Raw genomic sequence first — 20,625 nt, 5'->3', positions numbered from 1 at the left:
TGAGCTTGAAGCAGGAGCGCTTGAGCTAGGAGCGGGAACGCTTGAGCTAGAAGCAGGAGCACTTGAGCTAGGAGCGGGAACGCTTGAGCTTGAAGAAGGAGGAACAACGATCACACTAGAGCTTGAAGAGCTAGAAACAACAGGCGCTGAGCTTGAAGAAGCTGTTTGACAATAAGGCATACCCGAAGATTCTTTTAGGTAAGCAGCAATATTATCAGCCTTTTGCTCACAATCACTGTCACCAGCAGCACAACCCATTTTAAAGTTCATCATTTTGGTTGCGAGATATGTGTTCAACGATGTCGCTGATTCATTAAATTCTACAAAATTATTAACATCGAAGCCGGCAGATGCCCCACCAGGAGCCATTCCGGTACTTTCTTCAAATCCGCCGTGGCAAAGCGTACAGCTAGAAGCGGTATAAGCAGCCTTACCTGCCGCTATATCAATCGTACTACAGTCAACAGGATCTGTTGGCATTGGGCTGGCAGATGATGAACTAGAAGCAGGAGCGCTTGAACTAGAAGCAGGAGCACTTGAACTAGAAGCAGGAACGCTTGAGCTTGAAGCAGGAGCACTTGAGCTAGGCACAACCACAATAACAGAAGACATTGAACTAGTTATTGAAGATGACGATGCTGTGTCACTTGTTGAAGACGCAGTGCCATCGGTTGATGACGCAGTGCCTTCAGATGATGACGTAGTGCCATCGGTTGATGAGGCAGTACCGTCAGATGATGACGTAGTGCCATCGGTTGATGAAGCAACAGCCGATGAACTGGTTGTTGGATCTGTGATTACAGGTTCAGAAACCTTTTTGCCACTGCCGCATGCGGCAATGGATGTTGTCATTACGGCAAGTAGTACCGATCTGACCAGTATTGTTTTAGCGGAGAACATTAATAAAACCCCCGGGGTGGTTGTCTTTTATTAGCTAGTAAGACCTGCTGCCTAAAAATAAGTAGCAAGCCAAATTTGTTTTGAAAGACTAACCGTACCGGCTAGCTTCCATTAGTGTTGATTGCTTAAGCGCTCAACAGCTCCATCGTTTATAGGTTGTATCCTTGTTTCCACGGCTAGCAATGTAAGCCTAAGCCTGGTTGCTTGCACACAGCCTATATTATGGGCGAACCCAAACGTGACCAAATATTAACCTATTAGCAATTATCTATATATGGTTGTTTTTTAACCATGTCGTAATTTGCGATTGGCTTCTCGTTTCCTGAGTGATCTTTTACGCCCGTTCATTCAAATAATAGATACTTTTTGAGTGAATGGCGCATCTTTCCTCGTTTTCTTGGCTCAGCCCAGTATACACGGCATGTTTTTACTTGCGCACATTTTGCGAAGCTTTGCGACATGTTTCCTTTACTGATGATCAAATACCAAACGAAACCAACAAAATAGATAACAAAAAATTGTATTTTCTTAATTTCTGTAATTCTTAATTTCTACATTTTAAATTCGGAATAAAAAAATTTGAAATAAATATTAGTTTAAATTTATAGTTATAGTTAGCAAAAAAAATTCTGTGAATAATGTAAAAAAAGTCAATAAAATCAAACATTTATATTTTTTTTATACCGTGCAATTGCCTTGCTTCTAACCCTCCGGTTAGGGTTAGCGTGTTGTGCATAAAATGACTGAACTTTGAGAATTTGGCCAAAACGGGCATATATCTGTGGATGAATGTGGATGGTTTTTATCAGTTTGCTCAAAACTTACGCATTAAGCTATTCACACTGTGGGTAAACCTGTGTTCTTATGTTGATAAAAGTCTTTTATAAGCTATGGATAATATTTGTCTGTGTATAAGTCTGTGTGTAATATGTATTGATTGTGAGTAAAAGTGTTGTGTAGTGTGTACATAAGTGTTTATTAGGCGTTTTCGGTAGGCTGACGCCAAGATGGGGTGATGAGTTGTTGTTTGGTGTCAAAAAGGCAGGCACACACAAACCACAGACGTGCTGCTGTGGTTTTGTTGGCTGTGGTTTTGTGAGATGGTTTAGCGATAGGATGTGTGAAGTGTGCCAGTTTGGCTGAATAATGACTTTTTAATGACTCACACTGTCATAGATGGGCTTATTGACGGTATAAGGGTTGCTGACCCGAGTTACTTACCAATGCAAAAACTGCTAAAAATACGGCCGAGCAAGTCATCGGGGGTAAAGCGCCCAGTGATTTCACTGAGATGATCTTGTGCCAGGCGTAGGTCTTCGGCGAGGAGCTCACCGGCGGCATAACCGTGCAATTGTTGATGCCCATTAATAAGGTAGCCTTGTGCTTTTTGCAGCGCCTGTAAATGACGGCGTCTGGCACTAAAACCACCTTCGGCTGTGCCTTGATAACCCATTGCGGCCTTTAGTTGAGCTTGCAAGGTGCTAATGCCTTCGCCTGTTTTGGCTGATAACCAAATACCTTCGGCGGTCACTGTAGGTTGGTGTGTCAATTGATCACTTTTGTTGTAGACCACAGTGAGTTTTTCGCTGTAGCGCGGTTGGCTAAAAAACTCTGGCCAGTGATTGGGAGCATCTAATTGCGCGGTATCGGTTGCATCAATAATGAGCATTATGCGGTCGGCACTGTCTATTTCTTCCCATGCGCGGTCAATGCCCATCTGTTCAACAATATCGTTACTATCACGCAAGCCTGCTGTATCGGTGATATGCAGTGGCATACCATCAATATGTATGTGCTCGCGCAACACGTCACGTGTGGTACCGGCAATATTGGTCACAATCGCGACTTCTTTTTGAGCGAGGCAGTTCAACAAGCTCGATTTTCCAGCGTTGGGCCGTCCAGCGATGACAACCTTCATGCCTTCACGCAAAATAGCGCCTTGTTCGGCTTTGGTTAGCACCTGTTCGAGCGTGTGCATAATGGTGTTGAGCTGGCTGCTGACGTGGCCATCATTTAAAAAGTCGATTTCTTCTTCGGGAAAGTCAATGGCAGCCTCGACGTATAAGCGCAATGCTATCAGTTCTTCTACTAGGGTGTTGACCGCTTGCGAAAACTCGCCTTGCAGTGAGTTAACCGCTTGTTTGGCGGCCGCACGCGAGCTAGCATCAATGAGGTCTGCTATGGCTTCGGCTTGGGCTAAATCGAGCTTATCATTTAAAAATGCCCGTTCACTAAATTCACCTGGGTTCGCTAAACGTGCACCGTGCGCGGTAATTTGCTCGAGTAGCATATCTAAAATCACTGGCCCGCCATGCCCTTGTAGCTCAACAACATCTTCGCCAGTAAACGAGTAGGGGGCTTTAAAAAATAGGGCAATACCTTGGTCGATGACGTGTTTGTGTTCATCTTTGAATGGCAGATAGTGAGCGTGGCGAGGGGTAAGAGTACTGCCGGTAATGGCCTGCCCAATCGCTAGTGCTTTTGGGCCCGATATACGCACTACGCCTACGCCACCACGGCCTGGTGCGGTAGCAACTGCGGTAATCGTGTCGTGCATAATATGCTCTCTGTGTTGGTGGAGTGGGGTTGATACTGTGTGTAAAAACCAAAAATGGCCACACTTTATATTGAGCCATTAGTGACTCAGTATAAAGGCGGCCATTTTAACGTTTTAGTGACGCTAAGGTGTTAAAAAGCGAATTACTTTTCGTTTTCGATTTGTCGGTTAATCATGTACATCTGAATAATCGACAAGGTATTGTTCACTACCCAGTAAACGACTAAGCCTGCAGGGAAGAACATAAATAAACCGGTAAAAAATACGGGCATCCATTGCATGATCTTAGCTTGGGTGGGGTCTGGTGGTGTCGGTTGTAAGCGTTGTTGAAGCCACATTGTGAAACCCATCACCAGTGGCAAGACAAAGTAAGGGTCTTTGACACTTAAATCATTGAGCCACATAAAAGAGGCATGGCGCAACTCTACGCTTTCCATTAGCGCCCAGTAAAGCGCAATAAATACAGGCATTTGTAACAGCATGGGTAAACAGCCACTGACGGGGTTTACCTTTTCTGTTTTGTAGAGCTTCATGAGCTCTTGCGACATACGTTGACGGTCATCGCCGTAAGTTTCTTTGAGCGCTTGCATTTTGGGTTGTACTTTACGCATTTTGGCCATGCTGCGATAGCTGATGGCGCTAGGGTAATAGAATAATACTTTAATAAGTAACGTGAGTAAGATAATCGCGATACCCCAGTTACCCACGAGATCATGAATATGATCTAGGCCCCAAAATAACGGCTTAGCAATCATCCACAAAAAGCCGTAATCGACGGTCAGGTCTAAGTAGGGCGCAATTTTTTCGAGTTCACTGACATCTTTAGGTCCAGCATAAAATTGCGCACTGATCGTTTGGGTTTGTCCTGCGGCGACTACGGTGGGGGCACTGGCAAAGCTAAAAAAGTACATATCGCTGTTTTTGGCTTTGCGTAATGTGTAAGTGTTTTGGGTGTTGCTATCGGGAATCCAGGCGCTTACAAAGTAGTGCTGTACCATGGCTATCCAGCCGCCTTGTTTATTGTGCTTGAAGGACTCTTCGGCAATATCGCTAAAGCTGTATTTATCGTAATTGGTTTCGGTGGTGGTGGTGGCAGCGCCTAAAAAGGGCGACATTCCCACACCGGGTGCAATGACGGGGTTGTGAGAGTCGCGCTTAATGCTGCCCACTAAGCTTGCCTGCCAAGGAGAGGCACCTTTGTTATCAATAATGTATTCAAGGTCAACCAAGTAGCTACCGCGCTTGAGTGTAAAGCGTTTGGTAATAACGGTACTTTCTTGTTGATATAAAAGGTCAATACTGAGTGTTTCATCGGTATCATCTAGGGTGTAGTTACGACGAGCGCTGACAAATGTGGGGCGATTTTTTTTGCTATCGGTACCGTTAATACCCGCCAAGCCGCTGCGTGCAATGTAAGTCGTATTTGCGGTTTGGTTGAGCAAAATAAAAGGCTCGGCTTGTTCACCCTCTTTGACGAGGGTGTTATTAAGTTTGAGCAAGGCCACTTTAACAATATCACCGCCAACTGGGTTGATGGTGATTTCTAAGGTATCAGAGCTGGCTTTAATGAGCTGGCTTTGTGCGGGCAATTGAGTGACAGCAGGAGCTTGAGTAGGTGCTTGAATATCAAACTCGCTCATTTGCTCCGCTTGCTCATTTGCGACATCAATCGACTCGGCCACAGAGGCAGGTTGCAAACTTAAGGCGCTAATTTTGCGCTCTTGAAACTCGTTCCAGCGAATGATCAATAAAAAAGCGACAACTAAAATGCCACCAATGATTGAGGTGCGTAACCAATCCATCTTCATTTTGAATTAAGCCATTAAGGTTTTGGGGGTTTGATAGGTTGCGGTACGGGGTCGTAGCCACCGGCGTGCCACGGATGACAACAGCCAATGCGTTTGGCGCTAAGCCAACCCCCCTTGAGCAACCCGTGGGTAGTCAGAGCTTCTTCTGCGTAAGCAGAGCAGCTTGGATAAAAACGACAATTTTGCCCAAGAAGCGGGCTTATAAAGTAGCGATAACCTTTTATCAGCATTACGGCTAGCCATAATAAAGGCTGCATGAAGCTAGCCCAAAAACCGCGTTTTAAGATGCAACGTGTGCAGCGCGCTTGATGATGCGTTTCCATAAGCCATTAAATGCTTGTTGTAATTGATGGTTAGTCAGGGTATCTGCCCCTTTGCGGGCAAGCACTATAGCATCTATTGAAGGAAGTTTGTGTTGTTGCAGTCGAAAGGTCTCGCGAGCAAAACGTTTGATTCTATTGCGCTCATGGGCGTGGCGGATATGCTTTTTGGCAATGACCAAACCGAGCCTTGCTTGAGAGTGATTGTCATGGTTAAAGCGTGACAAAATTAGCAGGTGCTGATTGGACGCACGAATAGGGGCATCATCAAAAACAGGAGAAAAGTCGTGTTTATTTAACAGACGTTGCTTTTTAGTAAAAGCAAAGGAGAAGATTGGGGTGTTAGCACTGTGCGCTTGTTGCGTTGAAGGAGGAGGGTACATCGATTTCCTACTTTTAGTGTGTTTATAAAATCTCTATAAGCACGAGTTAAGGCACAGTTAAACGTTGTGTCATCAATAATCTATTAATGACACGGTATTTGCCGAACACCCCGGCAATCACTATGCCGAAAGGCTGTGACGACCTTTTGCACGGCGACGCGCTAAAATAGCACGGCCAGACTTAGTTGCCATGCGAGCACGGAAACCGTGGCTACGCTTGCGCTTAATGACGCTAGGTTGAAATGTTCTTTTCATGATAAATACCTGAAAAATGGATGGCCGAGTCAACGGATGAATTTAGGTTTCAAGCGGCAGGGCCGCAAAAAGTCGGCGGATAATACAGAGCTTTGCTCATAAAAGCAACAGTAAAAAGGTTGACAGGCGATGCACGGCGCTACTTGTGTGTAACTTGAGACAATAACACTATATATAGACAAAATACGTTATTTGCACCGAGTTCCTACAGCTTTTTAATAGCTTATTAACAGTTTTATTAACAGTTTTGTGGGTATTATTCAGGTGTTATAAACAAATGCGAGATAATTTTTTTTTATAAAACCCTTACCGCTCATGGGCTGTAGGAATAATACAAAAATAATCCACGTAATTATTCAAAAAAACCGATAAAAATGTGGATAACTCGAGCTTCAGCCGTTACACTCTTCCGAAAATTTTATAACCCTCTTAAAAAACCTTGTTTTTGCCTTTTTTATGCACAGTACCTGTGGTTAAACAGCGTGTTGTACACAGTATCGTGCTTCTTGAGGCGAGTTAACTTTTATAACTGTGCGCTTTTGGGTGTACCGTTAAAGGCTGTATGGAATAACAATGTTTGTGGGCGTCATACATTTATTGATGGCCACTATGGCGTTTGGTAAGCCGTGTGGCTTACTTGATTCATGGTATGTGATCAATTGGAGAAACTCATTTGTCCGACTCTATTTGGGAAAGATGCAGCCAGCAGTTGCATGGCGAGCTTTCGGCACAGCTTTTCAATACTTGGATTAGGCCTTTGTCGGTAGATACAGAGCAAGGGGCAGGCCTTAATTTATTAGCGCCTAACCGCTTCGTTTTAGATTGGGTCAGTGATCGCTATTTACGTCGAATAGAGGAAATCGTTGCCCAAGACCAAAAGGGCTCGGCTCTATGCCCGGTAACCATCAGGGTATCTGCTAAGCGCCAATCGGCTTCGCAATTTCGGCGTGACCCTGCAACTTTGCGTGGGCAAGTTTCTCAGCCGGCCGTTTTTGGCACCCATGAGCCCTTAAATGGCAATGAAAGCTTTGATAGCACGCATGACCTTAACGCGGCCAATAACTTTAAGAGTCATAATAGTTACGACAGCAATACCGCTAACAGTGGCGGTATTAAGAGCACTAATAATAGTAACGATAACACTAATAATGCCTACGATGCCAATTATGGTAATAGTGGGTATGGTCATCATTCTGAAGCACCGCAAGATGGCAGTAAGGTATTTCGCCCGAGTGCTGAACAGCTATCGCTCACATCACCGAGTGATGCGCAGATTAATGCGAGTCATTTTACCGCGAGTCAAATGGGTCATGGCCACCACCTTTCAGCTGAGCACTACAGCCATAATACGTTTGGTGGCGAGCAGTCAGCACCGATTACCACCAACGAGCAACCACTGAATAACTCAGAGCCATACCAAATACCTTTGGATAGTCATTCTGGCCATAGTGATCGCAGGCCGTATGAGCAGCAAGGCTTTCGTTCGGATACACCACATCCACAAACAGTGGGTAAACGCTTAGAAAAACAAGATATCGAAGGTGGCCTTGCACATCGCAGCCATCTTAATACTGGGTTTACCTTTAAAAGCTTTGTTGAGGGCAAGTCGAACCAGCTTGGCTTAGCTGCTGCAACCCAAGTGGCCGAGAACCCTGGTGGTTCGTATAACCCGTTGTTTATTTATGGTGGCGTGGGCTTAGGTAAAACACACCTAATGCATGCGGTGGGCAATGCTTTACTGCAACGTAAGCCAAATGCCAAAATCGTTTATTTGCACTCTGAGCGCTTTGTTGCTGATATGGTCAAAGCGCTTCAGCTTAATGCGATTAATGATTTTAAACGCTATTATCGCTCGGTTGATGCGCTACTTATTGATGATATTCAATTTTTTGCCGGCAAGGAGCGCTCACAAGAAGAGTTCTTCCATACTTTTAATGCTTTATTAGAAGGTGGCCAGCAAATTATTTTAACTTGTGACCGCTACCCCAAAGAAATTAACGGTTTAGAAGAGCGCTTAAAGTCGCGTTTTGGCTGGGGTCTAACCGTTGCTATTGAGCCACCAGAGTTAGAAACGCGTGTTGCTATTCTCAAAACCAAGGCCGATCAAGCGCAAATGATTTTGCCAAATGATGCAGCCTTTTTTATTGCGCAGCGCATTCGTTCTAATGTTCGCGAGCTAGAAGGTACACTTAAGCGTGTAATGGCGCATTCACAATTTACCGCTAAGCCCATTACGATAGATTTAGTCCGTGAAGCACTCAAAGACTTACTCGCACTACAAGATCGCTTAGTTAGTATTGATAATATTCAGCGTGTTGTGGCCGAATACTACAAAATTAAAGTTTCTGACTTACATTCCAAGCGCCGTAGTCGCTCGGTTGCACGGCCTCGTCAGGTAGCGATGTATTTGGCGAAAGATCTGACCAACCACAGCTTGCCGGAGATTGGCGAGAGTTTTGGCGGCCGTGATCATACAACGGTATTGCATGCGTGCCGAAAAATTAAAGAGCTTCTCGAAGAAGATGCTGATATTGCCGAAGATGTTAAAAACCTTTTACGAACTTTAACAACCTAATACATGAGCCAGTGCTCAATAGTCACCTGCGGGTGACCCATGCGATACACAAGGCCTAGTGGGTTATTCGTTGATATTTTGCTCACTAGGCCTTATTGAGTAAAACCTTAACGACCAGCTTCAGCGATATTGAGTGATGGTGAACCTCAGTGTTGACGCTCTCACTTCACATACATTCAAACCCTATTTGACCTAAAGAGACCTCCATCATGCAATTTTCTATCGCCCGTGATGCCCTGTTAAAGCCTTTACAACTGGTTGCAGGTGTTGTTGAGCGCAGACAAACTATGCCGGTATTGGCTAACGTATTACTTGTACTAGAAGGCGATTATCTGTCTTTAACCGGTACCGATCTAGAAGTAGAAATTGTAGGGCGTGTCAAAGTCGAAAGCGTCAGCGAAGTGGGTGCGATTACTGTGCCCGCTAAGAAATTGCTAGATATTTGTAAAAGCCTATCGGATGGCTCGAGTATTCAATTCACGGTTAATGAACAAAAGGTCAATGTGCATTGCGGTAAAAGTCGCTTTAACCTCACCAGTTTGCCAGCCAATGAGTTTCCCTCGGTAGAGCCCGGTGATGACGATCTGGTATTCAATACTCAACAAAAAGAAGTTAAGCGCTTGATTGAGCGCACAAGCTTTGCGATGGCCCAGCAAGATGTACGCTATTACTTGAATGGTATGTTGTGGGAGCTGCGTAGTGGCTCTTTACGTGCAGTGGCTACTGATGGTCATCGTTTAGCCATGTGTACACGGGCTGTTAATGTTGATTATGAGGGGGTCAAGCAAGCTATTTTGCCACGCAAAGGGGTTATCGAGCTATCGCGGTTGTTAACTGAACCAGAGGGTAGTGTGCAGTTAGTCTTGGGCTCCAGTCATATTCGTGCGCATACCAGTGATTTTACATTCACCTCCAAATTAGTCGATGGTAAGTTTCCGGACTATGAACGTGTATTGCCGCGCAATGGCGATAAAATCGTCATGGGCGACCGTGAAGCCTTACGCCAAGCGTTTACTCGTACGGCTATTTTGGCTAATGAAAAGTACCGAGGTGTGCGCTTTGTATTAAGTGACGGATTATTGACGGTGACTGCCAATAATCCGGAACAAGAAGAGGCTGAAGAGCAAGTGGCGGTAGAATACCAAGGTGATGGTTTGGAAGTGGGCTTTAATGTCAGTTACTTGCAAGATGTTTCCAGCGTTATTACTTCGTCTCAGCTAAAACTGACATTGTCTGATACAAATAGCAGTGTGTTGGTCGAAGACCCTGAAAATAGCGACTCAGTTTATGTTGTTATGCCTATGCGCTTGTAGTGAGGCCTATCTATTGATTAGGCTCACTACGTTATTGGTAAGGCTAGCGAGGCTCTTTCGCCCCGCCGTGTATTAATGACTATCACACATTTAAACATTACGGCTGTGCGTAACTTAGCCAATATCGAGCTGGAACCATCAGCGGGTTTAAACCTGTTTTATGGTGAAAACGGCTCCGGCAAAACTTCACTGCTGGAGGCAATCAGCCTGCTAGCTCACGGCCGTTCTTTTCGTACGATCAACTATCGCCAGCTAATACAGCACGGTGCATCACAATTGGCGGTCTTTGCCAAGATTGACCAATCAATCACACCGCGCTTAGAGTGTGCCGGTAACACACCAGTGGTGACAAGTCAGGTTGGCGTATTGCGGCCCTTACGTGGCGCATCAACTTTTAAAATCGATGGTTCGGCTGTTTATTCTTCTGCAAGTTTGGCGAGTTTATTGCCGCTGCAAATTATGAATGCTAAGTCGTATGATCTATTGGAAGGGCCATCTAAAGTTCGCCGGAGAATGTTTGATTGGTTAGTGTTTCACGTGAAACATGATTTTAGTTTATTGTGGCGAGATTACACAAAGGCTGTAAAGCAGCGCAATACTTTGCTCAGGCGTGATAAAATAGCGGGCGCAGAGCTTGCACCGTGGAATTTAGAGATAAACCGTTTAGCCGTTAATATTGATGCATTAAGACAAGAGTGCATCAGGCCTTTTATTGATAGGGTCAATCAGTTGATTCCCGAGGTAGGACTACCAAAGAGCTATACCATCACGATTAAGTATCAGCGAGGCTGGCCTCAGGAATACACGACGTTATCTGCAGCGTTAACAGCCAATTTTGAAAGAGATAAAGGCTACGGCTATACAACTTATGGTGCGCATAAAAGTGAGCTTAAGGTATTGGTTAACAACATACCGGCAGCAGATATACTATCGCGCGGCCAACAAAAAAGTTTGGTAGCTGCTTTTTTAATAGCTGAACTACAACTGTTTGAACACTTTACTCAACGCCAGAGTGTGCTGTTGATCGATGATTTGCCTGCAGAACTCGATCAAGAACATATTCGTATGCTCGCAAAATGGTTAAACAAGTTAGACACGCAAATATTTGTCACTGGCATTTATTCTGCGGACATGGAGATCCTCCAGCAAGAGCTGAACAATAAACCTTGCAAAGTGTTTCACGTGAAACATGGCAAGATAGAACAGAGTAGCCCATCCTAATAACGAGGGAGCCACCAACATGGCAGAACAACAAGATTACGATTCGTCCAGTATTAAAGTCCTTAAAGGACTCGATGCTGTACGCAAACGCCCAGGTATGTATATTGGTGATACTGATGACGGTACTGGCCTGCATCACATGGTGTTTGAGGTGGTCGATAACTCGATAGATGAGGCATTAGCTGGTCATTGCTCGGAGATTCGTGTTGTTATTCACCCCGATGATGCTATTAGTGTATCGGATAATGGCCGTGGTATACCGACCGAAATGCATGAAGAAGGGGTATCAGCTGCCGAAGTGATTATGACCGTCTTGCATGCCGGTGGTAAGTTTGACGATAACACTTATAAAGTATCGGGTGGTTTGCACGGTGTGGGTGTTTCGGTAGTTAACGCACTTTCAGAGACGTTACGTTTAAGTATCCGTCGTCAAGGTAAGCTATTTGAGCAAACTTATATCCACGGTGTACCTCAAAAACCGCTAGAGGCGATTGGAGATACAGAGACGTCCGGTACTAAAATCTACTTTAAACCCTCATCAGAAACTTTTACTAATATAGAATTTCATTATGAAGTTTTAGCTAAACGCTTACGCGAATTATCTTTTTTGAACTCGGGTGTGCGGATTGTGTTACATGATGAGCGCTCGGGTAAAGAAGAGATTTTTGAATACGAAGGTGGTTTAAGTGCTTTTGTAGACTATTTAAACCAAAATAAAAGCACAATTAACAAAGTCATTCATTTTACCAATCAGCGCGAAGATGGTGTAGCGGTCGAAGTCGCTTTACAGTGGAACGATACTTTCGCTGAAAATATCTTCTGTTATACCAATAATATTCCGCAGCGCGATGGCGGTACTCACTTGGCAGGCTTTCGTGGGGCCCTAACACGCTGCTTAAATAGTTATATTGAAAGTGAAGGCCTAGGTAAAAAAGAGAAAGTAGCCACCACCGGTGATGATGCCCGTGAAGGCTTAACCGCCATTGTTTCTGTTAAAGTGCCTGACCCTAAGTTTTCTTCGCAAACCAAAGATAAACTGGTGTCTAGCGAAGTTAAAACCGCTGTAGAGCAAGAAATGGGCGCTGCTTTTGGTGACTTCTTACAAGAAAACCCACAAGAAGCTAAGCTGATTGTGGCTAAGATGATGGAAGCCGCTCGTGCCCGTGAAGCGGCCCGTAAAGCCCGTGACTTAACACGCCGCAAGGGTGTACTCGATATTGCTGGGTTGCCAGGTAAACTTGCAGACTGCCAAGAGAAAGACCCCAGCTTGTCAGAGATTTACTTAGTGGAGGGTGACTCTGCTGGTGGTAGTGCCAAACAAGGCCGCGACCGCAGAACTCAGGCCATTTTACCGCTTAAAGGTAAAATTCTTAACGTTGAAAAAGCCCGTTTTGATAAGATGCTGCAATCGGCTGAGGTGGGTACACTGATTACCGCTTTAGGTTGTGGTATTGGCGCACAAGAATTTAACCCTGATAAATTGCGCTATCACAGCATCATTATTATGACGGATGCGGATGTGGATGGTTCACACATCCGCACACTCTTGTTGACCTTTTTCTTCCGCCAAATGCGTGAGTTGGTTGAGCGTGGTCATGTCTTTATTGCTCAACCTCCGCTGTATAAAATTAGCAAAGGCAAGCAAGAGCAATACCTTAAAGATGAAGCTGCGCTAGAGCAGTTTTTGACGAATGCAGCGATTGAGTCGGTAGAGTTGCATGTTGCCGAAGGGGCGCCAGCTGTGCCGGGCGAACAACTCGAAACACTTGTCAAAGCGTACCGTAAAACGATGGGTGTCATTGAGCGTTTATCGAGAATTTATCCGCAAGAAATTCTCGAGCTGTTAGTGGGCTTACCGCCATTAGAAGCGTCAAGTTTGCCTGATCACTCGGTTGTTGATGCGTGGGTTGCGGCACTGAATAGTGCCTTGGTATCGATTAACGATAACAGTAAAACACACACCTATGTGGCCAAAGTCGTCGAAGATAAAGAGCGCAATATCTTTTTACCAGCGCTAAATACAACTGCACATGGTGTGGCTGAAGATACGCGCTTTGGCATGGAGTTTTTTGAGTCGATCGATTATAAAAACATGCAAGACTTAGGTAAGCTGCTAAACGGCTTACTCGAAGAGACGGCCTATGTGAGCCGTGGCGAGCGCAAGCAGCCGGTTGCTAACTTTAAAGAAGCGCTAGAGTGGATTATGGCTGAGTCTAAGCGTGGTTATAATATTCAGCGCTATAAAGGCCTGGGTGAAATGAACCCAGAGCAATTATGGGAAACCACCATGGATCCAGAATGCCGTCGCATGCTGCAAGTTACCATCGAAGATGCCATCTCGGCTGATCAAATATTTACCTGTCTAATGGGTGACCATGTAGAACCGCGCAGAGATTTCATTGAAACCAATGCGCTGAATGTGTCGAACTTAGATGTTTAGTGCTGCGGCGAGTGTGTAGAGTGGGATAGCCACTAAATACAGAGTTTTTATAATAAAAAAGGCGAGCTTAAAAGCTCGCCTTTTTTTGGTTTTTCTTTTTGTGCAGCTTAATAAATTAAGTGCCCATCACCATATTCAGTAGTACATGACTGTAGTGCTGAATGTGTTGCCGGGCGTTAATTTCATCATCACCGGCTAGTTTTTTATGCATTAAATTGGCGACAAGTTGGGTACTGGTTTGATTAAAGGCTGGAAAGTATTCGCTTTGATAGAGTAGCGCCGGCTCGCGCGCCAAAATAAAACTTGCAAAGAAAGATTCAGGCCAGTCATCATTATTAGCATCACAATAATCCTCCCATAATGGTAATACACTCATCGGTTGGGTGGCCTCGATGATGGCTTCGGCCGCTTGAGGATATCGCTCGCAGGCTAATACCCAGCAAAAACGCGACTTAGCATTATCGTTTAGAGCATAAAATGCATCGGCAAGACGAGCGATAAGCTCGACATGCTCAAATGTTGAGGGGTCGTTAAGTAAAACCTGCGAGACACTCTGCCAGTCAGGTATTTGGGCCAAGGCATAGCTAGCATGGTGTTTAGGTTGTCTGGGGTTGTAGGGTGCGCCTTGTTGTTGGCGTGCAATGCGCTGCCAGGCAACGGCTAAGTAATCGCGTGCGCCATGGCGCAGTACATGGCGAGCAATAGGTACTACCTCGTCTTCTAGGCCTGCTAGTTCACTGCTGAGGGTCTCCGGTGCAATCAATGTATTTTGCGTAATATGCTGGCTATACAAAAGTAAGCCTTGGTACTCGCCCAGTGTTGGGTTATTGGGGTTTAGCTCGGTGAGTGTTGTAATGAGTGTGTGGGCTACATCAAATTGTCTATGGGTTAGGGCATTGCATAATGTGTTTTCTGCCACGATGGCAGCGTTGTCCATAAATAAGTCTAATTGTGGGACATCTTGTGGGCGCAGCCACCGTTGGCAAAATGCCTCTTGTATTGTGCTATCACTATCGATTTTTAAGCTCTTTTGCTGCTGGTTGTCCCATGCTATCAAAGGCTGGAATTCATTACACAATTTTAATTTCTTGCACAGCGTATTAGAGGCTTTAATCAGAGCGTGCAATTGCTTTTTATCTAGCTGCATTGCGGGGCTTAAATAAGAGCTCTTACCGTAGCGCCATTGCTCGTAATTGCTATAGCTCACTAAATTTTTAGCTAGTATCCAATCTAATAAATTAAATTGCCCGTGTTGCCCCAAATGGTTATCAATAGCTGTTATGTCGATCATAAAAATACATAAAGACTTGAAGTTGTAAAGAGCTCGAATGGTAAAGCTTTTATCGAGATATAGCTATGTATGTACGCTTACTCACGAGAAATTTTTACGCTATATCAAGGTATGCATTAATAAATCCCTTCTTTTATTAAGTTGTGTTTGTCTATCTTAATTTTTTATAAGTAATTATTTAGCGCCATTAAAAAATAAAAAATATCTATGATTTTTTATTGATCTATCTCACAGACATCAAAAATGAGGCCCTCATATAAATATTAGAGAGCTAATCTTCGAGGGTTAATGATGCATTAACACGCACAGATATTATTAAAAATAATGTATGCAATAAAGTGTTTATTCGTAAAAAATACACGGAGTAAGGATATGAAGAAGTTAACGATTTTATTAAGCCTAAGTTTAGTTGGCTGTACTGGTGATAGAGCATCATCACACAATAATTCGGTGATTACATGGAACATGGATCAAGAAGATGAATTGATGGCCTATACCAAAATACAAATAAAAACTTATGAGAATGAAGGTTATACAGAAGTGACATCAGGTAACACTCATTCATTAGTGACTAGCGATACTATTAGAGTGTGGGTGAACAATGCTGCCGCTTATGACTATTTAACGCTACACCAAGGTATGCACTTTCCTGTGGGTACGACCATTATTCGTGTAATTTATGGTATGGATAACCAGCCTAAAAAAATAACAGCATCGGTAAAAGCGGCTGCTAATCAAAACCCTGACGCGAGTGATTGGATATTTGCTGTTGCCGATATTGATGGGGTCTTTATGAAAGATAATAAAAATCATTGGCAGTTTGGTGCGCTAGAAGCATGTAACGCCTGTCATGTTAATCGGCTGCTGACTGATGGTTTATTTGGCTTACAGCATTAATGGTTAACGTACAATTAGAATATTAAAGATAGTTAATATTACATCTATGAATAGCTAGTACTATTTTTTTGAGCGGTAATTATCATAATCAAAATTTAACAATAAATAATGGTGATTACCCACTATAAAGATATATGTCCTGATTATTTATGACTCAGCGACATACTTGTTATAGATGATTTCCACAGTTCATTTTTCACCATCATTAATACTGTTAATTATTAAAGAAGTTATTGGTTTATAAAAATAATATTAGCCGATATGAATAAGGGTATTAATGATCAATGCATAGTAAAAAAGCAAACCTTACTTCTATAGGAGCACATAATGCATAAACGACTTTTTAGAGATGGCATGCTGATATTGATTGTCTCAGTGTTGTTTATTCAACATACGCACGCCGCGCAATGTGAATACAATATTATTAATGATTGGGGTAGTGGCTTCCAAGCTGAGATAAAAATTACAAATAATGATGCTCAACCTATTAATACGTGGACTGTCGGGTGGGAGTATAGCGATGGTTCGGCACTTACTGGTAGTTGGAATGCTACAGTATCAGATAGTAGCCCGTATACCGCCTCAGCGCTTGTTTGGAATGCCAGCATTGCGATGGGCGAGTCTGTTGCTTTTGGTTTTACAGGAACTAACGGTAAAGCCGCGGCCTCTGTACCGATCGTTACCGGTGACGTATGCAATACTGGTAGTGCTTCAAGTGCGATAAGTTCGAGTAGTCTTGCCGTTTCTTCAAGTTCGATAGCGATTTCGAGTTCATCAGTTGCTAGCTCAGTACCTGTGAGTTCTTCGAGTATTGCATCGTCTAGCTCCAGTGCTAGCAATGGCGATATATGGCGTTTAGATGCCAATCAATCACATTTAAATTTTACGACCACCAAAAAAATTCATATTGTGGAAAATATGCGTTTCACGCGTTTATCGGGTGCTATCAGTGAGAGTGGCTCGGCAACCTTGGTCATTGATTTGGCGAGTGTGGCATCGGGTATTACTGTACGCGATGAAAGAATGAAAAATTCACTATTCGAGACATCCATATTTAGTACAGCTGTTGTCACGCTACCTGTTGATATGAATGCCTTATCTTCAATCCCCGTTGGCCAGTCATTAATGATGAATGTTGTGGCAGCGCTCAGTTTACACGGGGTAACAAATGATATTACCACTAATCTTAAAGTATCCCGTTTGACCGCATCCACCATTATGGTGAAAAACGTGGCCCCAATTATTGTATTGGCTGATGACTACGACTTAGAGAGCGGTGTGGAAACCCTAAAGGCATTGGCTAACTTGAGCTCAATTGGTAAAGCCGTACCTGTAGATTTCACCTTGTTTTATAACGCCCTATGAATCTAACGGAATTTAAAGAGTATTTATTATGAAAAAGAAAAAAAATACATTTAGGTCTTCCTTTGGGTTTGTGATTGAGACAACCCAAAGTGCTATGCACACTGCACGTAAAATACTAATCAATCGTCAATCACTAGGGTTAGTGGCAGGCCTTTTATGCTCAACACTCAGTCTACAAAGTTTTGCAAGTGTTACGTGCGAACATATTGTTGTCAATAGTTGGGACTCAGGGTTCAGTGCCAAAATAGTGATTACCAATACGGGCAGTACGCCTATTAACGATTGGCAGAGTGTCACTTGGCGGTACCCTGAGGGTATGGCGCGTACCGATGGCTGGAATGCCGAAGTCACCGGTTCTAACCCTTACACTGCCAAACCACTGGACTGGAATCGCAGTATTGCGCCGGGTCAGGCGATTGAGTTTGGCATGAACGGTAGTAGCGGCGCTCAAGCGCCTACGAATATAGTGGTCACAGGCCCACTATGTGATGGTTCTATTGTGAGTAGTTCGTCTGTGGCCAGTAGTTCGTCTGTGATGAGTAGTGAATCTTCGGTCAGTTCTTCTTCAAGTGCACCCAATACAGAGCAGGCTTTGTGGTTGCTTAGGCCACAAGAGTCTAATGTGCACTTTGTGACAGTAAAAAAAGAGCATATTGGTGAAGTCAGCACCTATACCAAAATTAGCGGCAGTGTTGCCGTTGATGGTAGTGCGACCTTTGCGATCGATTTAAATAGCATAGAGTCGAACATTGCAACGCGTAATCAGCGTATGCGTAATTTTTTGTTTGAAACTAATATTTTGCCTAACATGTATTACAGTGTTGATATTGACCCAGCTATTATCGAAGTCATGCCACGCGGCACGACGCGCGAACAAACCTTGCAGGGGGTTTTATCGCTGCATGGTATTAATCAAGCGGTGAGTGCTGAGGTGTTAATTGTAAAACACACCAATAACAAAATATCAGTATCTAATCGTACGCCTATCCTTGTTGATAGTAAAAACTTTGATATGAACGGTGGCATTGAGGTTTTACGAACCGTGGCTAACCTAACCTCTATCGGTGAAGTTGTGCCGGTGTACTTCCACTTAGTGCTCACTGCAAATACAAATCCTAGTGCTGGTGCTATTGCACGCGATGCTAAACCGGCTGCACCGAGTGCGCTGGGTGGTGCTTTTGATGTAAATTCTAACGATGCAACTTTAACGTGGGTTGATAATGCAAATAATGAGTCGGGTGTTATTGTCCGTCGCAAAGGGCCTGATGGTTTATGGTCAACACAAGGTACTGTGGCGCAAAACATTATTACCTTTGTTGATCGTTTAACTGCGGTTGGCAATTATGAATATAAAGTAATTGCTTATAAGGGTAATACGGTTTCTGATCCCTCTAATACGGCGATTGTTGAGGTGGGTGATGTACGCCCACCGACCCCGCAAGAGCTCGGTGAAGTGGTATATAGCGAGCAATGTGTTGCTTGTCATGGTGGTGGCGCTGCAGGTACCAATATTGCGCCAGCGCTCAATACTGCGCGTGATGTGGAGGCCATGATTACGAAAATTGCAACCAGTATGCCACCGAATAATCCTGGTGCTTGTGATCGGCAGTGCGCGAGTAACGCAGTGGCTTATTTGCAAACGTTATGGGTTACAGAATTAAGCTGTACAGCACCAGTTAAATACGGTGCTCGGCAATTAAAAATACTCACCCAAATAGAATATCAAAATACGCTAACCGATATACTCAATCTTGATTTTAACGTAACCGATAAATTGCCTGCCGATACTAAAGTTGGCTTCTTTTTTAATAATACGCAAACTGCATTAAGTTCTACCGCTTACGACGGATATTTATCTGTGGCCGAAGAAGTGGCTCAATGGTCAGCTGATCGCAATTTTAGACCACTCGTTAATTGTGCTAATTTTAATACTAGTTGCGCGAATCGATTTGTGAACAATGCAGGACTTAAGTTATTCCGTCGTGCACTTACGGTTCAGGAGCGAACAACTTATCGCAATATGGCTAATGGCTCAGCAACTGGTGGCGATGTTAAAGCGGGTATTCAACTGGCTTTAGAGGGGATGCTGTCATCGCCTCAGTTTTTGTATCGTCATGAAGTGGGTGAGCGAGCATCTGGTGGTAACTTGGACGCCGATGCTTTTGAATTAACCTCGTATGAGATGGCAACATGGTTGGCTTATACGTTTACCGGCTCAACACCAGACGATACATTATTAACTCAAGCGGCTAATAATACTCTTAAAACCGATGCACAAGTACTTACACAGGTACGGCGTTTATTGGGAACACCACGGGCCAAAGAAAAGCTTGGTGATTTTGTGGCTGCTCTTCTAGGGACGAATGAATTGGAAAAGTCCTTAAAAGACAGCAATGTATGGAATGGCTTTGAGCAAATGGTCCCTCATATGAAGCGTGAGTCGCGGGAGTTCTTTTCGGCAGTCATGCTCGATAGTACCGAATCGTTTGCCACACTCTTTAATGCGGATTTTACTTATGTGAACCAAGCCCTAGCCAATCACTATGGCATTAATGGTGTATCGGGTAATAACTTCCGTCGTGTTAATACCACTGACCGTGGTGGTTTAATTGCTAATGGTGGGTTTATGGCCCGCTGGGGCGAAGATGTTGAGTCTGCTCCGTTCCGCCGCGCCGTCCGCATTCGTCGTCGTATGCTATGCCAAGCGATGCCGGCACCGCCTGCGGGTATTGACGATGATCGTATTGCGTTACTTGAGCAGCATGCTGACTTTATTAATGCCAGTACAACGACCAACCGTATGAAGTACGAAATATTAACCAATACGGGCTCTTGTGTTGAGTGTCATAAAGAGTGGATGAACCCACTGGCTTTTGGTATGGAAGACTTTGATACCGTAGGTCGCTATCGCACAACCGATCTCAACGGCAATATGATTGATGTCATGGGAGCTTTACATGCCCCAGTAAACCTTGCGGATAAAACATTAAAAGTCGATTTCGAAGGCACTAAAGGCCTCAGTGCAGTATTAGCTGTTTCGCCTAAAGCGCAATCGTGCCTACCGCAAAACCTCTTTCGTTATGCTGTTGGTGTAGGGGTTGATGGTATCGATCAAAACAACCCGAATGCCGGGCAGCTCAATACAACCGAACAAACAGGTTATGCCTGTGAAGTTCAAGATCTGACCTCGACCATGATGACTCAAAGTCCACGCGCAATGCTGGAAAACTTTGCCACGATGCAAGCGGTACGCTATCGCAAAGCATGGTCTCGTCAATAAACGACAAATTCTGTCTTTAA

General features: G+C 44.1%; 15 protein-coding genes and 1 pseudogene. 9 read left to right on the top strand and 7 right to left on the bottom strand.

Annotated elements, in window-relative coordinates; translation table 11 throughout:
• A partial coding sequence (locus AC438_RS16840; RefSeq protein ID WP_202904757.1) for a hypothetical protein occupies window positions 1–612 on the bottom strand: 612 nt, incomplete at its 3' end.
• Window positions 613–640: 28 nt separating this feature from the next.
• Here AC438_RS16840 and AC438_RS12050 point away from each other — a divergent pair.
• Window positions 641–934 carry a hypothetical protein gene (locus AC438_RS12050; RefSeq protein ID WP_053981513.1) on the top strand — a complete coding sequence of 98 codons (294 nt, stop codon included), beginning with the start codon at window positions 641–643 and terminating at the stop codon, window positions 932–934.
• Window positions 935–2,113: 1,179 nt separating this feature from the next.
• Here AC438_RS12050 and mnmE read toward each other — a convergent pair.
• From mnmE to rpmH, 5 genes are all read right to left on the bottom strand, one after another.
• A complete protein-coding gene (gene mnmE, locus AC438_RS12045; RefSeq protein WP_053981512.1) occupies window positions 2,114–3,457 on the bottom strand; it encodes a tRNA uridine-5-carboxymethylaminomethyl(34) synthesis GTPase MnmE in 1,344 nt (447 codons plus the stop codon).
• A 143-nt stretch (window positions 3,458–3,600) separates the two neighbouring features.
• On the bottom strand, window positions 3,601–5,259 hold the full coding sequence (gene yidC / locus AC438_RS12040; RefSeq protein WP_053981511.1) for a membrane protein insertase YidC: 1,659 nt from the start codon (window positions 5,257–5,259) through the stop codon (window positions 3,601–3,603).
• A gap of 20 nt (window positions 5,260–5,279) precedes the next feature.
• On the bottom strand, window positions 5,280–5,522 hold the full coding sequence (yidD, locus tag AC438_RS12035) for a membrane protein insertion efficiency factor YidD (RefSeq protein WP_053981510.1): 243 nt from the start codon (window positions 5,520–5,522) through the stop codon (window positions 5,280–5,282).
• Between the two features lie 23 nt (window positions 5,523–5,545).
• Window positions 5,546–5,968 carry a ribonuclease P protein component gene (gene rnpA / locus AC438_RS12030; protein WP_053981509.1) on the bottom strand — a complete coding sequence of 141 codons (423 nt, stop codon included), beginning with the start codon at window positions 5,966–5,968 and terminating at the stop codon, window positions 5,546–5,548.
• A 120-nt stretch (window positions 5,969–6,088) separates the two neighbouring features.
• The gene (gene rpmH / locus AC438_RS12025) at window positions 6,089–6,223 is read right to left on the bottom strand and encodes a 50S ribosomal protein L34 (protein ID WP_053981508.1); all 135 of its coding nucleotides are present in this window, start codon (window positions 6,221–6,223) and stop codon (window positions 6,089–6,091) included.
• 673 nt (window positions 6,224–6,896) lie between these two features.
• Between rpmH and AC438_RS17355 the strand changes: the two are divergent.
• From AC438_RS17355 to gyrB, 5 genes and pseudogenes are all read left to right on the top strand, one after another.
• Window positions 6,897–7,079, top strand: a pseudogene (locus tag AC438_RS17355) (DnaA N-terminal domain-containing protein); the annotation flags it as partial.
• A 447-nt stretch (window positions 7,080–7,526) separates the two neighbouring features.
• Window positions 7,527–8,798 (top strand): chromosomal replication initiator protein DnaA, encoded by a 1,272-nt coding sequence (gene dnaA / locus AC438_RS17220; protein ID WP_274377615.1) that lies wholly within the window; start codon window positions 7,527–7,529, stop codon window positions 8,796–8,798.
• Between the two features lie 209 nt (window positions 8,799–9,007).
• The gene (gene dnaN, locus AC438_RS12015) at window positions 9,008–10,111 is read left to right on the top strand and encodes a DNA polymerase III subunit beta (protein WP_053981506.1); all 1,104 of its coding nucleotides are present in this window, start codon (window positions 9,008–9,010) and stop codon (window positions 10,109–10,111) included.
• A gap of 75 nt (window positions 10,112–10,186) precedes the next feature.
• A complete protein-coding gene (gene recF, locus AC438_RS12010) occupies window positions 10,187–11,332 on the top strand; it encodes a DNA replication/repair protein RecF (protein WP_053981505.1) in 1,146 nt (381 codons plus the stop codon).
• A 19-nt stretch (window positions 11,333–11,351) separates the two neighbouring features.
• Window positions 11,352–13,772 carry a DNA topoisomerase (ATP-hydrolyzing) subunit B gene (gene gyrB, locus AC438_RS12005; RefSeq protein ID WP_053981504.1) on the top strand — a complete coding sequence of 807 codons (2,421 nt, stop codon included), beginning with the start codon at window positions 11,352–11,354 and terminating at the stop codon, window positions 13,770–13,772.
• A 115-nt stretch (window positions 13,773–13,887) separates the two neighbouring features.
• Here gyrB and AC438_RS12000 read toward each other — a convergent pair whose 3' ends face one another.
• Window positions 13,888–15,063, bottom strand: a complete 1,176-nt coding sequence (locus AC438_RS12000; RefSeq protein ID WP_053981503.1) for a hypothetical protein — start codon at window positions 15,061–15,063, stop codon at window positions 13,888–13,890.
• Window positions 15,064–15,435: 372 nt separating this feature from the next.
• Here AC438_RS12000 and AC438_RS11995 point away from each other — a divergent pair, with 372 nt between their 5' ends.
• From AC438_RS11995 to AC438_RS11985, 3 genes are all read left to right on the top strand, one after another.
• Window positions 15,436–15,960 (top strand): hypothetical protein, encoded by a 525-nt coding sequence (locus tag AC438_RS11995; RefSeq protein ID WP_156312511.1) that lies wholly within the window; start codon window positions 15,436–15,438, stop codon window positions 15,958–15,960.
• A gap of 327 nt (window positions 15,961–16,287) precedes the next feature.
• A complete protein-coding gene (locus AC438_RS11990) occupies window positions 16,288–17,325 on the top strand; it encodes a cellulose binding domain-containing protein (RefSeq protein ID WP_053981501.1) in 1,038 nt (345 codons plus the stop codon).
• 28 nt (window positions 17,326–17,353) lie between these two features.
• Window positions 17,354–20,605 (top strand): DUF1592 domain-containing protein, encoded by a 3,252-nt coding sequence (locus AC438_RS11985; protein ID WP_053981500.1) that lies wholly within the window; start codon window positions 17,354–17,356, stop codon window positions 20,603–20,605.
• Window positions 20,606–20,625: the final 20 nt, after the last annotated feature.

Origin of the sequence: Marinagarivorans algicola, from assembly GCF_001292705.1 — a bacterium.
Lineage (GTDB): Bacteria > Pseudomonadota > Gammaproteobacteria > Pseudomonadales > Cellvibrionaceae > Marinagarivorans > Marinagarivorans algicola.
This window is presented reverse-complemented; position numbering and strand designations above follow the sequence as displayed.